The sequence below is a fragment of the Listeria monocytogenes genome (genome assembly GCF_013282665.1).
In the GTDB taxonomy this organism is placed as follows: Bacteria; Bacillota; Bacilli; order Lactobacillales; family Listeriaceae; genus Listeria; species Listeria monocytogenes_C.
The window spans coordinates 259,904-272,948 of sequence record NZ_CP054041.1; the positions used below are offsets into that span (position 1 = coordinate 259,904).

The following is a 13,045-nucleotide window of genomic DNA, read 5'->3' on the forward strand; positions in this document are numbered from 1 at the left end:
ATATCAGGAAAAATTTAACCTTCCTTAAAGAATTCACTCACTTCCTCTAATAAATCAGCCTGTTTCCCTTTTAAAATTGGTGCACTTGGGATTGATTCCAAAAATGCTTTTCCAAATTTTGTCGTATCGACTCGGTTGTCAAAAACAAATACAATTCCACGGTCAGATTCTCTTCTAATTAACCGACCAAAACCTTGCTTAAATCGCAGGACAGCTTCCGGTAAAGAATAGGTTTGGAAGGCATTCTCCCCGCGTTCTTTGCGAAGGGATATTTGTGCTTTCGTATAAGGATCATCCATCGGTGCGAATGGTAATCTAACAATGACTAAACAAGACAAATCTTCTCCTGGGATATCAATTCCTTCCCAAAAACTTGTTGTCCCAAGTAAAATGGCCTTATCAAACATTTGAAACTGTTTTGTTAGTCGTGCCGCACTTCCCGCCGAAACGCCTTGCGCTAGAAGGACATACTCTTCTAAGGATTTCTCCTTTTTCATGTGATAATACGTTTTTTGTAACATATCAGAGGCGGTGAAAAGAACGAGCATCCGTCCATTCGTTTTCACTGCTATGTGGCGAATATATTTTGCAAGTTCCGCGGTGTATCGCTCAATTGGCGTATCTTTAATTGGCGGCATATCATCTGGAATCATCACTCGCGCATTTTCTTTATAATCAAAGGGCGAAGGAATGCGTTTTTCCATGATTTGTTCTTCTTCCAGACCGAGACTTTTTCGTAAATAATCAAATTTCCCTTTTACCGTTAAAGTTGCGGAAGTCATGATGACACTTTCTTTTTTGGCAAAAAATTCTTTTCCTAGCGTAGGCTCCACTTCCATCAAGACAGCTTTTAGACGAATGCTAGAAATAGAATGATTTTTGTCAGCTTGTAAATAAATGGTCAAAATAGGCGATTTTTTATGCAGCATTTGCTCCAACTGCTTCACCATATTCTGCCAATCAAGTAAAAAGGCATACATTTCTTCTAAAAAGGCACTTTCTGCCTCACCTAGTTCATTTTCTTCTTGTTTCCCTTGTTCTAACAATGTTTCCATATTTTTTTCGGACTCTTTCAGCAAATATAATACTTTTTCAGCAGCGTAATAAACCTGGTCATTCCAAGCATCTTTTTCACTGTTTTCTACTAAGACAACTTCTTGTAAATTTTTACGTGCGAAGTTTAACTGCATTTTCAGAAGACCAAAAAATTCTTCCACTGCATCACTTAACTTCATTGCCGCAATATCTAAATCATATAAACTATCTGCTTCTGGAAAGGCCATTGCAAGCCTCGTGAGAAGGGAATATTTTTCTAATGAGCCTAGCTGATTTAAAAAATATTTTATTTTTCGGTAAGACAGAACAAAACTTCCTTGCATACGAGCACTATCCGCAAAATGATGGGCCTCATCAATTACTGCAAAAGCATACTTAGGCAATGTTTCTCTTCCCGAAAAATGGTCATTTAAAAGTAGTGCGTGATTCACAATGACTAAATCTGCATTTTTGGCTTGCTTGATGTTGAATTTATAGAAATCATGTGCGAGCCAAGGATCATGTTTTTCAGATAAAAACCAGCCTGTGTGCTTCATCCGATTCCAGAATAATTCCCCGCCGCTAGATAAGTTCACTTCATCAATATCACCAGTCGTTGTTTCCGTTAGCCATACGAGTAATTTGAGCTTTGTCACAACTACATCGTATTGTGTATCGACTTCTTGAAGCAACTGCTCAAACTTAAACAAATTCAAATAATGATCGCGCCCTTTTAGTAAGCTTGCTTTCACTTTGAATCCTGTTAATTTCGTTAAAAGTGGCACATCTTTTTCGAACAATTGCGCTTGAAGCAAATTGGTGTATGTACTAATAACTACCGGTAATTCGGCTTGTTTCGCTTGGTAAATAGCAGGCAAAAAGTAGCCTAACGATTTCCCAATCCCTGTTCCCGCTTCAATCAAAGCATGCTTCCCTGATTTCATCGCTTGGAAAACTAAATTCATCATTTCAAATTGACCACTTCTTGCATAAAGTGGGGCTCCAGCTTTTTTGAATAGTGCCATTTTAGCTTCGTCCGTTTCAGGAAATTCAAGTAAATCTGCTCTACTATATGTGGGCTTTTCAATTTCTTTTTTGCGAATAACAAGACCACGATGTTCTACAAAAGCAGGATCAAGTAGTTTGTTTTCTCGTTCTTTTCGCATTTCTATTTCAAATAACAGTTCAGGTAAATAGCTTTTTAGGCTGCCAGAAATGGTTGTCATTTGACGGATGACAGGTAGTGGTAAGTTTTCTAGCTTCTTTAACAGAAGTAGTAATAAATCTGCTGTTACTTCCGCATCGCTATCCGCACGGTGTGGTTTATCGTGTCCAAGATTAAATTCGTCGGATAAGTCTTGGAGTTTATAACTATCGATGCCCGGATACATAATTCTAGCTAATTCCACAGTATCGAGTTTTTTCATTTTACCAAGTGAAATTCCTGCACGTGTCATTTCTCGTTCTAAAAATGTCCAGTCAAATGACACATTATGTGCCACAAAGATAGTATCTTCGAGTAACCCCGCGATAATTGGCGCTACATCTTCAAACAATGGTGCATTTTTAACGTCTTTTGGGGAGATTCCCGTTAATTCTTGAATAAAAGCAGGGATTGGTTTTTCTGGATTTAAAAATGTTGTGTAGGTTTCCAGACGTTTTCCTGATTCAACAAAGCAAGCAGCGAACTGGATAATCCGGTCCTCTCGTGAAGCTTGATTTCCTGTTGTTTCTAAATCGACGACTATATAGCGTTTCTGTTTCATCTGCTCCACCTCTTTCCTTCACTGCTTTTATTCAAAAATAACGATGCAAACAAACGAGTAGCTTGAGCAGAAATCTGCTCAAGCTCCCCGAACTGATTATAAAGTCGTATGCGCTTTTTCTTCTGGAAGAATCATTTCAATATGATTTTTTTCATCTAGAACGACTATTTTGGGTTCATGAGTTTTGGCTTCTTCTGCCGTAAACATTCCATAGCTCATAATGATGACCACATCACCAACTTGAACATGTCTAGCCGCAGCTCCATTTAGACAAATCACACCACTTCCCGGCTCACCTGGGATGATATAGGTTTCAATTCTTGCACCATTATTGTTATTTACAATTTGAACTTTTTCATTTGGAAGCATATCTACCGCCTCTAAAATAGCAGAATCAATCGTAATACTTCCTACATAATTCAGATTGGCTTCTGTTACAGTCGCTCGGTGAATTTTGCCATTCATCATTGTTCTAAACATTTTTTACCGCCTCTTCACATTTATTAATTCATTATCAATTAAACGAGCTTTCGAATATTTTACTGCCGCTGCAATGATTATCCCTTTGGACCAGTCTGTTACTGGCGTAAATTCTGGATATGAATAGAGCGCTAAGTAAGCAATGTTCTCATGGGATGGTTGCTCATTTATTTTATCTGTCATAATTTGAACTATTTTAGCCTCATTTGTTTCCCCAGACTCAATAAGTTCTCGTCCTAGTTGTAAAGCTTCGTGAATCACTGGTGCTTCTTTTCGTTCTTTTTCTGTTAAATAGACATTTCGTGAACTTTTGGCAAGTCCATCTGTTTCTCTGACAGTCGCAATGATTCGTAAATTTATAGGGAAAAAGTAGTCTTCAACTAGGCCTGAAACAACGGCAACTTGTTGGGCATCTTTTTGACCGAAATAAGCGTTATCTGGATTCACTAAATGAAATAGCTTCGTTAAAACCGTTACTACTCCGTCAAAATGACCTTCACGATCAGCGCCATCAAGTACAGAAACGCGTTTAATCACATGTAATTTCGTTGCTAGTTCGGTTGGATAGATTTCTTCGACTGTAGGTACAAATAAAATGTCCACACCGCCTTCTTCTGCGAGCTTTGCATCGTGCGCTTCATCTCGAGGATAGGCATCAAAGTCTTCATTCGGACCGAACTGGGTTGGATTGACAAAAACACTCATAACGACAAAATCGTTCTCTTTTCTCGCATGGCTGACAAGTGTCATATGTCCTTCATGTAAAAAGCCCATCGTCGGAACGTAACCGATTGTTTTATTCGCTTGTTTTTGCTTTAAAATAGCTTCTTTGAGCTCTTGTTTATTTCGAATAATTAACATTTGCTATTCCCTTCCGTAAAGGCCTTTCAAGTCTTCTTCAGCCATGGTAAAGCTATGTTTTACTTCTGGAAACGTCGCGGCTTTTACTTCTTTTACGTAGCTTGCTAGTGCTGGTTCGATTGTTTCATCAATGTCCGCATACGCTTTTACAAATTTGGCGCGACGACTGATTCCATAACCGATAATATCGTGATACACAAGTACTTGTCCATCTGTTTCTACACCAGCGCCAATACCAATTGTAGGGATAGAAAGTGCTTTACTTACTTTTTCAGCTAGTTGACGCGGAATTGCTTCAAGGACGATTGCAATCGCTCCTGCTGCTTCTACAGCTAACGCATTATCCATTAACTCTTGTGCTTCTTGGGCAGATTTAGCACGTACTTTATAGCTTCCAGTTAAGCCAACACTTTGCGGTGTTAAGCCGAGATGTGCGACAACTGGAGCACCTGCTTCTGTTAGACGAGCAATTTTGTTAACAACTTCCCCTGCTCCTTCTAATTTTACAGCATGAGCGCCACTTTCTTGGATAATCTTCCGTGCATTTTGGATAGTTTCATCAACTGAACCATGATACGTCATAAACGGCATGTCTGTTACAACAAATGTATCTGGGGCCCCGCGCTTCACGGCTTTTGTATGATGAATCATATCATCCATCGTAACTGGTACAGTGGAATCGTAGCCTAATACTACCATTCCAAGTGAATCGCCGACTAAAATCATATCAGCTTCTGCTTGTTCTACATTCTTAGCAGAAGGATAGTCATACGCGGTTATCATCGTGATTTTCTCACCGTTTTCCTTCATAGCAAAAAAGTCTACAGGTTTCTTCATTTTATTAGCTCCTTTTCGTCCCTGTTAAATTACTTTAATCAAGGCAAAAAACATATTTTTTTAGTAGCGTTAGTATGATCCGTTCATGGTATCATCCATTCATTGCTACCATATGTATAATAACATAAATGGATGCTTACTTAAAGTATGTAAATTGAAGAGAGGTCTACTCTGAAACCTCTCCACTTACTTTATTCATCCAATTCGTTAATTTCGCCGGTTCATCTGTTGCTGCATAGGTGGATGCTACTTTTCCATCTTTCAAATAAACCATCGTTGGGACAGAATCAATGTCCATTTTTTCTAAAAGGGCAATCATATCATCACGACTCTTTTCGGAGGCTTTATCCGTGTTATAATAAGCCAGTTTTTGGTTTGGTTGTCTTTTTGTAAGTTCTTTCTTTAAAATAGGCTGAAATGCTTGGCAATCTTCACAAGTCGGGCGTCCAACATAGACAAAGCCAGTTGTTTTATCGGCCATCTTTTGCTTAAAATCTTTGGTGGAAATGGTTGTCAAAAAAGAGGCGCTTTCTTTTTCTGTTTGATTCGTTTTCTCTTCTGTTTCTTTTTTATTATCGCCGCAAGCTCCGAGCGTAAGAACTATGGTAATTAAAGTTAATAGTACTAGTATTTTTTTCATTTAAACAGCTCCTTCCCATTTATTGTACTTGATTTTTCTCAAAAAAGAAAAACCCGAAAAAGTGATTTTCACACTATGTTTTCGAGTCAAAAGATATGTTTTCAGGTATTTTATTAGGGCTAAAACGTTCTTTTCTATAGTGTTTCGTTATTTTTCATTATCTAGCAAAATGTCTGCTGAATAGATGGAATGCACTTCACCGAGTGCGTCTTGGAGTAACAGTACACCCTCATCAGAAATCCCTTTTACTTGTCCATGAATTTTGCCTTTTGTAGTACTGGCGGTTAGTTTTTCGCCAAAAGGAATTGCTTTTGTTTCCCATAGTAATTTTATTGGTGCGAATCCTTTATCTAGAAAAAGTTCATAATATTTTTCTAAAGAAGTAAGAATTTCTTGTAGTAAAGCTTTTCTTGAGATGCTCTCGCCTAATTCCAGTTTTAAAGAACTTGCTTTATCTTTGATTTCTTCTGGAAATTCCTGTTGATTTACATTGATCCCCATGCCGATAATTACCGCATGAATCGTTTCTGCCTCCGCTTGCATTTCAGTTAATACACCACAGATTTTTCGTTTTCCGATGTAAATATCATTCGGCCACTTAATTTTTGGTTCTAGTTTTGTAATATTTTCAATCGCTTCTGTGATTGCGAGTGAGGCGATAAACGTAAACTGTGGTACTTTTTGAATAGGGATTTGTGGTTTTAAAATGACACTCATCCAAATACCTTCCCCTTTTTTGGAACTCCAAGGGCGAAGTAAGCGACCTTTTCCAGCTGTTTGCTCATCGGCTACGATAACGGTTCCTTCAGGGCTAGATTCGATTTGCTGATGGGCGATGATTTGTGTAGAGCTAACCGATTCATGGATTTCCAAATGCTGGCCGATAAATTTGGTTTCTAAACCGAGTAGTAGTGCATCTTTCGTGTACTGTTCTGCTGTTGCTGACAAACGGTAACCACGGTTTCTGACTGCTTCGATTTCAAATCCTTCTTTACGGAGGGCTTCCATTTGCTTCCAAACGGCAGTGCGCGAGCATCCTAGGCTATCCGCGATTTCTTGTCCCGATAAATAAGTGCCATCACTTTCTGTAAATAAAGCAAGTAATTTTTCTCGATTATTCTTCATGATAGCCTAGCCACCTTTTAATCTGAATTTTTTCATTGTTTATTTCATTGGAAAGGACGCCACATTCCACTTTATCAAGCGTCTCTTTTACCCAAGGGCCAGCGCTTTCTCCAGACCAATTTAATAAATCAGCTCCGGTAATAGCTAAGTCTTTTTTGGAGTGAATTGGTAACGCCTCGTAAGCTTGACTTAGTTTATGTTGATTATTTTCTTGCCCTCGAATAACATTTAGTTCATTCACTAAGGAGAAAACGGCCTTGCCAGCATGATAAAGTTCCTCCTTTAGCCATGTCTCTTTCCTTTTCAGCGCATCTTGATACGCTTTATTCACTAGTTGAATGGTTTTATTTGGTAATTTCCACGCTTTTAGAAATGCGTTAACATTGTTAGGTTTGACAGCAACGACAAGTCCAAGCCAAATTGCTTCTTCGGTTGTCCGTTTTTCCCAGTCCCAACTAGCAAATTCGCTTAGTGCTGGTTTCTCGTCTTTTAAGCCCGGTAAATAAGTTTCCATTTGGACTTTTAAAAGTAGTTCTATCGCACGTTTTGCTGCTTTACCTTTCATCATCTTTATCCATTCAACAGTAATTCGTTCAACAGAAGTATGCTGTAACAACGCTATTTGGGTTTCTAAAGCTTTTTCGGTTTCTTTATCAAGCTCAAAGTCAAGTTGACTTAGAAAACGAACTGCTCGCATCATTCGAAGCGCATCTTCATGAAAACGTTCGGAGGCTTTACCAACCGCTTTGATTTCTTTATTTTGAATCGCTAATTGCCCAGAAAACGGGTCGTGTAGCGTAAAATGTTCATCCATCGCAATTGCATTCATTGTAAAATCGCGACGTTTTAAATCCTCTTCTAGAGAGCGAATAAAGGTTACTTCGCTTGGGCGCCTGAAATCTTCATATGTCCCTTCTGTTCGAAAAGTGGTCACTTCATAAAATTCATTATTTTCTCTAACTGTAACAGTCCCATGCGCAATCCCAGTGTCATAACTTGTCTGAAAAATCTCTTTTACTTCTTCTGGGAAAGCACTAGTTGCAATATCCACATCGGAAATCGTTCTATTTAGCAAGTAATCTCTGACAGATCCGCCAACAAAATACGCTTCAAATCCCGCTGTAGTTAATTTTTGCAATACAGGAAGCGCTTTTAGGAAAACGTCATTCATCTGTCATCGCTCCTTTAATCATCATTCCGTCTTAAATCTCGCCAATCTAGGAAACCAGCTCCTAAACCACGAATTAAAATTTCTGCTGTGCCAATATTCGTTGCTAAAGGAATTTCGTATACATCGCATAAGCGAATAAGTGCCGTCACATCTGGTTCATGTGGCTGGGCGGTTAATGGATCACGTAAGAAAATAACAAGGTCCATTTTATTTTCAGAAATACGCGCGCCGATTTGTTGGTCTCCGCCAAGTGGGCCTGATTTAAAACGATGCACGGTTAAGCCAGTTGCTTCGATAATACGTAAACCTGTCGTCCCGGTTGCATATAACTGATGCGGTTCGAGCAAATGTTTATATGCCGTTGCAAAGCCAACCATCAACTCTTTCTTTTCATCGTGCGCGATTAATGCGATATGCATCTTATTCACCTATCCTTAGTCTAAAATATTTTCTAAGCCATAAATAAGTGTTTCTAACTCTTTTGTTTTACGAACAGAAAGCGCCACACCAGACATAAAGGAGATTCGATCATAAGAGTCATGGCGAATGGTTAATCCTTGTCCCTCAGCTCCAAAAATCACTTCTTGATGTGCCACAAGTCCGGGTAAACGCACGCTATGAATTCGCATGCCTTCATATTCTGCGCCTCTTGCTCCTTCCATAAGTTCTACTTCATCTGCTGCACCTTGTTTAACGAATTCACGCGTTTCTGCCATCATTTCCGCAGTTTTAACAGCAGTACCACTTGGCGCGTCTAATTTATTGTCATGGTGCAACTCAATAATTTCGACGTTCGGGAAATACTTAGCAGCTTTTTGTGCAAATTGCATCATTAAAACAGCACCTACAGCAAAGTTGGGCGCAATTAAAGCACCGATTTTTTTTGATTCTGCAATCGATTTTAGTTCACTAATTTGTTCTGGTGTAAAACCTGTTGTACCAACGACCGCACGTACGCCGTGTTCTAAAATCGTTTTCGTGTTACTATACCCTACTTTAGGGGTCGTAAAATCAACGACACAATCCGGTTTTATTTCTTCTAACATCTCGCTTAAATTACCAAAAACAGGTACATCTAACGAGCTAAATTCTACCATTTCATGTATATTTTTTTCTTTTGGTTCATGGTCAAGTACGGCCACTAACTCTAAATCTGCTTCTCTTAAAACAGTTTTGACAACCTCGTGTCCCATTCTTCCTTTAAATCCAGATACTGCTACTCTCATTTTGTTTTTTCCTCCTTTTTTGTCCAACGATCTTTATCGCGTTCTTTAAATTTTGTCATGACCGTATCGTGTGCTTTTTCCATATCAATATCAAGTGAGTTGGCCATGCATGTCAGTACAAAAAGACAATCGCCTAGTTCCTCTGCCACGGTCTTGGTTGGCTCACTTGTTTTCTTCGGCTTTTCACCGTAGTAATGATTGATTTCTCTGGCTAATTCTCCCGTTTCTTCAGTAATTCGCGCCATCATCGCTAGTGGGGAAAAGTAACCTTCCTCGAATCCACCAATGAAATCATCCACTTCTTTTTGTATTTCTGCCATTGTTTTCGCCATCGGTTTTCCCCCTTTATGTGGTAAACTAAAATAGATTTTAAGACTAATTGTTAACTTCATTTCATTATACCTAAACAAATACATCCAAGTCCATGATTTTTTACTTACATATTAAATAGGTTTCAGGGAGGATAAAAGCTATGCTAAAAACTTTACGCACGAAAAATATTTGCTTTATTATGCTTGGTACGGCGATTTATGCATTTGGATTAGTTAATTTTAATATCGCGAATAACCTCGGGGAAGGCGGTTTGGCTGGAGTAACCTTATTCCTTCTTCACTTTTTTCAAATTGATCCAGCATACTCCAATTTAATTTTAAACATTCCTTTGTTTATTTTAGGTTGGCGAGTTCTCGGCAATCGTTCGCTCATTTACACAGGCATTGGAACGGTAAGTTTGTCCCTATTTTTATGGATTTTCCAGCGAATACCTTATACGCTAGATTTACATAGTGATTTACTTTTAGTCGCCCTTTTTGCTGGTGGCTTTAGTGGTATTGGGCTTGGCCTTGTGTTTCGCTACGGTGGTACAACTGGTGGTAGCGACATTATCGCCAAACTGCTTAATCATACAAAAGGAATAAGTATGGGACGTACGCTTTTTGCCATTGATGCGATTGTTCTCGTTGCCTCGCTCTCTTACTTAGATGTCCGTCAAGTTATGTACACGCTCGTCGCTGTATTCATTGGTTCTCGTGTGATTGATTTTGTTCAAGAAGGAGCTTATGCGGCTCGCGGTGCGCTTATTATTTCTAAAGATAATGATGCGATTGCTTCCCATGTGATGCTCGCGATGAATCGTGGTGTGACAGTTCTAGAAGGTCGCGGCGGCTTCTCTAAAAAAGACCAAGATGTCCTTTATATTGTCGTGGCAAAAAATGAAATTATTCAATTGAAAAACATTGTGCAAGCAATTGACCCACATGCCTTTGTTTCTGTGAGTGTCGTTCATGATGTGATGGGGGAAGGTTTCACACTCGATGAAAACAAGAATCCTATCTACTAATGTATTTACTTGGCTCATAGTTTTCTAAAGCCAAATCGACGGTGTTTCCAAGTGCTAAATCCGCTAAAAGTTTGCCAACATAAGGCCCGGTGGTTAAACCAGAAGCACCAAGACCATTCGCTAAAAAGACTGACTCAAATCCAGGAAGTTGACCAATAAGTGGCGCAAAGTCAGGCGTGTATGGTCTAGTTCCGACCGCCACATGTGCCACTTTACTCGCCAAATCCCCTTCCATAAACTGACTGACTTCTGTTAGTATTTCCGCCTTACCTTCTGCTGTTGGTTTCGTATCGAAGCCAGCAGCTTTTTCATGCGTTGCACCGACGATAATTTTCCCATTATCAAAAGGAACAATTGATTTCGCGCTCGGTGGTAAAATTACTGGCCATTCAGCTGTTTGAAATTCGCTAAAATCAAGTTCCAGCAATTGCCCTTTTTGCGCTAAAACTTCTGTATGAAAACTTGCCTCGTCTAGCAATTCTTTTAACCAAGCACCTGCTGCAATGATTAATTTGTCGTAACGTTCCCTTGCCCCGCCCACACTAACTTTCCCATCAGCAGAAAAATGCGCCCGGCCCGACTTAATTTTCACACCATTTTCTTTTGCGGCATAAAGTAGTGTTTCACAAAATAAACCACCGTTCACTCGTGCTGCCCCACTTACATAAACCGAACCGAATCCCGGATTAACTAATGGAAATTTTTGTTTTGTTTCTTCTTCAGTCAATTTTGCAATTTCTCCCATCACTTCCGCATCGAGGCGTCGTTCATTCGCAAGATCAAACAGTGCTGTTACTTTTTCTTCTGTCTTTCGAAGTGCGAGCACACCGACTTGTTTATAGCCTGAATTCCTCCCAGTATCTCCTTCGAGTGTTCCCGCCAATTCCTTATAAAAGGCGGCACTATTTTTTGCAAGCTCATACCAATATTTATTTCGTCTTTTGGAAAGCCATGGACAAATTATTCCCGCTGCAGAACGCGTTGCTTGTCCCGGTTCATCTGAATCAATCAGCGTTACTTGCACATTTTCTTTTGACAATAAATAGGCGGCGCTAGCTCCAACAATTCCCCCGCCGATAATCACTATTTTTTGCATGGTTACACCCCTCTATATCAATTGTGACACAAGTTGACTTTTTTATAACTCTTTGTAATAATATGTGAAAATAGTTAAGTTTGCAGACTACTAAAAATCCTCTACTTCATTCTATCCATTGTACTGAAATCCAGCTTTAATTACAAAAAGGCAGATTTTAGCTTATCTCGTCGTCATTACCACATATCCTCTTAGAGTACGCTTTCGTCCATTGGTTGGTTCTTTGTACTGCGTCTCAGCTAAAAATTCATTTATTTTTCATTCTGCCTATATTAACAGTTCAGCTGATTAGTTATGCTGAGATATGGGAGATTTTTTTATGCCAAATATTCTTGATTCATTATGGAACAGCATGGCGCTTTTTTTATCAGCGCTTTTTTTTCACGGAATGGCACTGCGTTCTATTAGGGAAAAAAAGCCTGCTTGGTTCCAAATTAAATTTGCTAATGAAATTATTAATTATGCACTGGGCATTTACTACGGCCTTCTAGGTGTTTATTTTATTATCCGCGGATTACCTGGCACAGACTCGGGGATTTATACAGATATGCTACTTAATATTTTAATCGTCCTGCATTTATTTTCTTCAGCAGGTCCTGCTACCATTGCGTTATTACTGATCGTCGCAGGAAAACTTTTTCTCGGTGATGCGCTGTTTGCCAATTTGATTTACGTATTTTTGATTATCGGTTTTCATTTTGTATGCATGGAAGTGGCCAAGCTTCGACTTAGTTCCGTTCAAAAAGTTGTTTTAGTTAAACTTAGTGCGATTCCCCTTATGCTATTTTATTTACATCAAAAAATACATTTATTGTATACCATAAATGACTTACCTGTTTGGATACTCTATTTTTTGGTTTCTTTTTTTATTACTTTTATTATTGTTTCAGCGGCTTATTATATCGATACATCGAATAAGCTAATTTATGATTTGCAGCAATCCACCATCCTTGATCCGCTAACAGGTTTGACGAATTTTCGTCATTTTGAAAAGGCGTTCGAAGCAGCATTTAGTCATGCTACGTTAAAAAAATCGAATTTAAGTGTGATTATTATTGATATTGATTATTTTAAACGGGTAAATGATACATATGGCCATTTAGTCGGAAATGGCGTTTTATCTGCTTTTAGTCAAATGCTTTTAAAAATAAACTTCCCGACAAACACAGTGATATCAAGGATTGGCGGCGAGGAATTTGCCATTATTTTGCCGAATATTAATGTCAGCGAAACGGAGCATTTAGCGGAGAAAATCCGTCGAAAAGTCGAAAAAATTGATGTTCCGATTGTCGTTTCTGGCTCCATTATTACTATTTCTGCTGGTATTGCAAATTATGACGGCAGAAATTATCCAAATTCGAACGAACTACTAAATGCAGCCGACCAAGCGCTATATAATGCGAAACGAAATGGACGAAACCAAGTACATATTCGTGAAACAGAACCAATTATTTAAGAGAGTAAAAAGG

The 13,045-nt window shown here is 38.9% G+C and carries 13 protein-coding genes; 2 read left to right on the top strand and 11 right to left on the bottom strand.

All coding sequences use genetic code 11. The features are described 5' to 3' along the window. Positions 1-14: 14 nt before the first annotated feature. The 10 genes from dinG to HRK21_RS01390 form a co-directional block, all read right to left on the bottom strand. A complete protein-coding gene (gene dinG / locus HRK21_RS01345; protein ID WP_070005956.1) occupies positions 15-2,801 on the bottom strand; it encodes an ATP-dependent DNA helicase DinG in 2,787 nt (928 codons plus the stop codon). A gap of 96 nt (positions 2,802-2,897) precedes the next feature. Then, positions 2,898-3,281: an aspartate 1-decarboxylase gene (gene panD, locus HRK21_RS01350; RefSeq protein ID WP_003728013.1), complete on the bottom strand. Its 384-nt coding sequence runs from the start codon at positions 3,279-3,281 to the stop codon at positions 2,898-2,900. Positions 3,282-3,284: 3 nt separating this feature from the next. After that, positions 3,285-4,142, bottom strand: coding sequence for a pantoate--beta-alanine ligase (gene panC, locus HRK21_RS01355; protein ID WP_003739301.1), 858 nt, complete (start codon positions 4,140-4,142; stop codon positions 3,285-3,287). A gap of 3 nt (positions 4,143-4,145) precedes the next feature. Beyond that, positions 4,146-4,979, bottom strand: coding sequence for a 3-methyl-2-oxobutanoate hydroxymethyltransferase (panB, locus tag HRK21_RS01360; RefSeq protein ID WP_003730460.1), 834 nt, complete (start codon positions 4,977-4,979; stop codon positions 4,146-4,148). Positions 4,980-5,145: 166 nt separating this feature from the next. Beyond that, on the bottom strand, positions 5,146-5,619 hold the full coding sequence (locus HRK21_RS01365) for a thioredoxin family protein (RefSeq protein ID WP_003739303.1): 474 nt from the start codon (positions 5,617-5,619) through the stop codon (positions 5,146-5,148). A gap of 147 nt (positions 5,620-5,766) precedes the next feature. After that, positions 5,767-6,744 carry a biotin--[acetyl-CoA-carboxylase] ligase gene (locus HRK21_RS01370; RefSeq protein WP_012581079.1) on the bottom strand — a complete coding sequence of 326 codons (978 nt, stop codon included), beginning with the start codon at positions 6,742-6,744 and terminating at the stop codon, positions 5,767-5,769. Further along, positions 6,734-7,915, bottom strand: coding sequence for a CCA tRNA nucleotidyltransferase (locus HRK21_RS01375; RefSeq protein ID WP_003739305.1), 1,182 nt, complete (start codon positions 7,913-7,915; stop codon positions 6,734-6,736). Before HRK21_RS01375 ends, HRK21_RS01370 begins: the two co-directional genes overlap by 11 nt. Positions 7,916-7,929: 14 nt before the next feature. Then, complete coding sequence (mgsA, locus tag HRK21_RS01380) at positions 7,930-8,334, bottom strand: methylglyoxal synthase (RefSeq protein ID WP_070005957.1); 405 nt, start codon at positions 8,332-8,334, stop codon at positions 7,930-7,932. Positions 8,335-8,349: 15 nt separating this feature from the next. After that, on the bottom strand, positions 8,350-9,141 hold the full coding sequence (gene dapB / locus HRK21_RS01385; RefSeq protein WP_070005958.1) for a 4-hydroxy-tetrahydrodipicolinate reductase: 792 nt from the start codon (positions 9,139-9,141) through the stop codon (positions 8,350-8,352). Further along, complete coding sequence (locus tag HRK21_RS01390; protein ID WP_003739308.1) at positions 9,138-9,473, bottom strand: nucleotide pyrophosphohydrolase; 336 nt, start codon at positions 9,471-9,473, stop codon at positions 9,138-9,140. The genes dapB and HRK21_RS01390 overlap by 4 nt, the downstream gene beginning before the upstream one ends. 140 nt (positions 9,474-9,613) lie before the next feature. On the opposite strand from HRK21_RS01390, the gene HRK21_RS01395 reads away from it, so the two are divergent. Continuing rightward, on the top strand, positions 9,614-10,480 hold the full coding sequence (locus tag HRK21_RS01395; RefSeq protein ID WP_003723019.1) for a YitT family protein: 867 nt from the start codon (positions 9,614-9,616) through the stop codon (positions 10,478-10,480). On the opposite strand, the gene HRK21_RS01400 is transcribed toward HRK21_RS01395, so the two are convergent. Beyond that, positions 10,470-11,576 carry an NAD(P)/FAD-dependent oxidoreductase gene (locus HRK21_RS01400; RefSeq protein ID WP_070005959.1) on the bottom strand — a complete coding sequence of 369 codons (1,107 nt, stop codon included), beginning with the start codon at positions 11,574-11,576 and terminating at the stop codon, positions 10,470-10,472. The two genes, HRK21_RS01395 and HRK21_RS01400, sit on opposite strands and share 11 nt — an antisense overlap. A gap of 319 nt (positions 11,577-11,895) precedes the next feature. On the opposite strand from HRK21_RS01400, the gene HRK21_RS01405 reads away from it, so the two are divergent. Further along, a complete protein-coding gene (locus HRK21_RS01405) occupies positions 11,896-13,032 on the top strand; it encodes a GGDEF domain-containing protein (RefSeq protein WP_003739310.1) in 1,137 nt (378 codons plus the stop codon). Positions 13,033-13,045: the final 13 nt, after the last annotated feature.

What these genes read in the sequence shown, in the direction of transcription:
- dinG (WP_070005956.1), bottom strand. Translation starts at nt 2,801, where the DNA reads ATGAAACAGAAACGCTATATAGTCGTCGATTTAGAAACAACAGGAAAT.
- panD (WP_003728013.1), bottom strand. Translation starts at nt 3,281, where the DNA reads ATGTTTAGAACAATGATGAATGGCAAAATTCACCGAGCGACTGTAACA.
- panC (WP_003739301.1), bottom strand. Translation starts at nt 4,142, where the DNA reads ATGTTAATTATTCGAAATAAACAAGAGCTCAAAGAAGCTATTTTAAAG.
- panB (WP_003730460.1), bottom strand. Translation starts at nt 4,979, where the DNA reads ATGAAGAAACCTGTAGACTTTTTTGCTATGAAGGAAAACGGTGAGAAA.
- HRK21_RS01365 (WP_003739303.1), bottom strand. Translation starts at nt 5,619, where the DNA reads ATGAAAAAAATACTAGTACTATTAACTTTAATTACCATAGTTCTTACG.
- HRK21_RS01370 (WP_012581079.1), bottom strand. Translation starts at nt 6,744, where the DNA reads ATGAAGAATAATCGAGAAAAATTACTTGCTTTATTTACAGAAAGTGAT.
- HRK21_RS01375 (WP_003739305.1), bottom strand. Translation starts at nt 7,915, where the DNA reads ATGAATGACGTTTTCCTAAAAGCGCTTCCTGTATTGCAAAAATTAACT.
- mgsA (WP_070005957.1), bottom strand. Translation starts at nt 8,334, where the DNA reads ATGCATATCGCATTAATCGCGCACGATGAAAAGAAAGAGTTGATGGTT.
- dapB (WP_070005958.1), bottom strand. Translation starts at nt 9,141, where the DNA reads ATGAGAGTAGCAGTATCTGGATTTAAAGGAAGAATGGGACACGAGGTT.
- HRK21_RS01390 (WP_003739308.1), bottom strand. Translation starts at nt 9,473, where the DNA reads ATGGCGAAAACAATGGCAGAAATACAAAAAGAAGTGGATGATTTCATT.
- HRK21_RS01395 (WP_003723019.1), top strand. Translation starts at nt 9,614, where the DNA reads ATGCTAAAAACTTTACGCACGAAAAATATTTGCTTTATTATGCTTGGT.
- HRK21_RS01400 (WP_070005959.1), bottom strand. Translation starts at nt 11,576, where the DNA reads ATGCAAAAAATAGTGATTATCGGCGGGGGAATTGTTGGAGCTAGCGCC.
- HRK21_RS01405 (WP_003739310.1), top strand. Translation starts at nt 11,896, where the DNA reads ATGCCAAATATTCTTGATTCATTATGGAACAGCATGGCGCTTTTTTTA.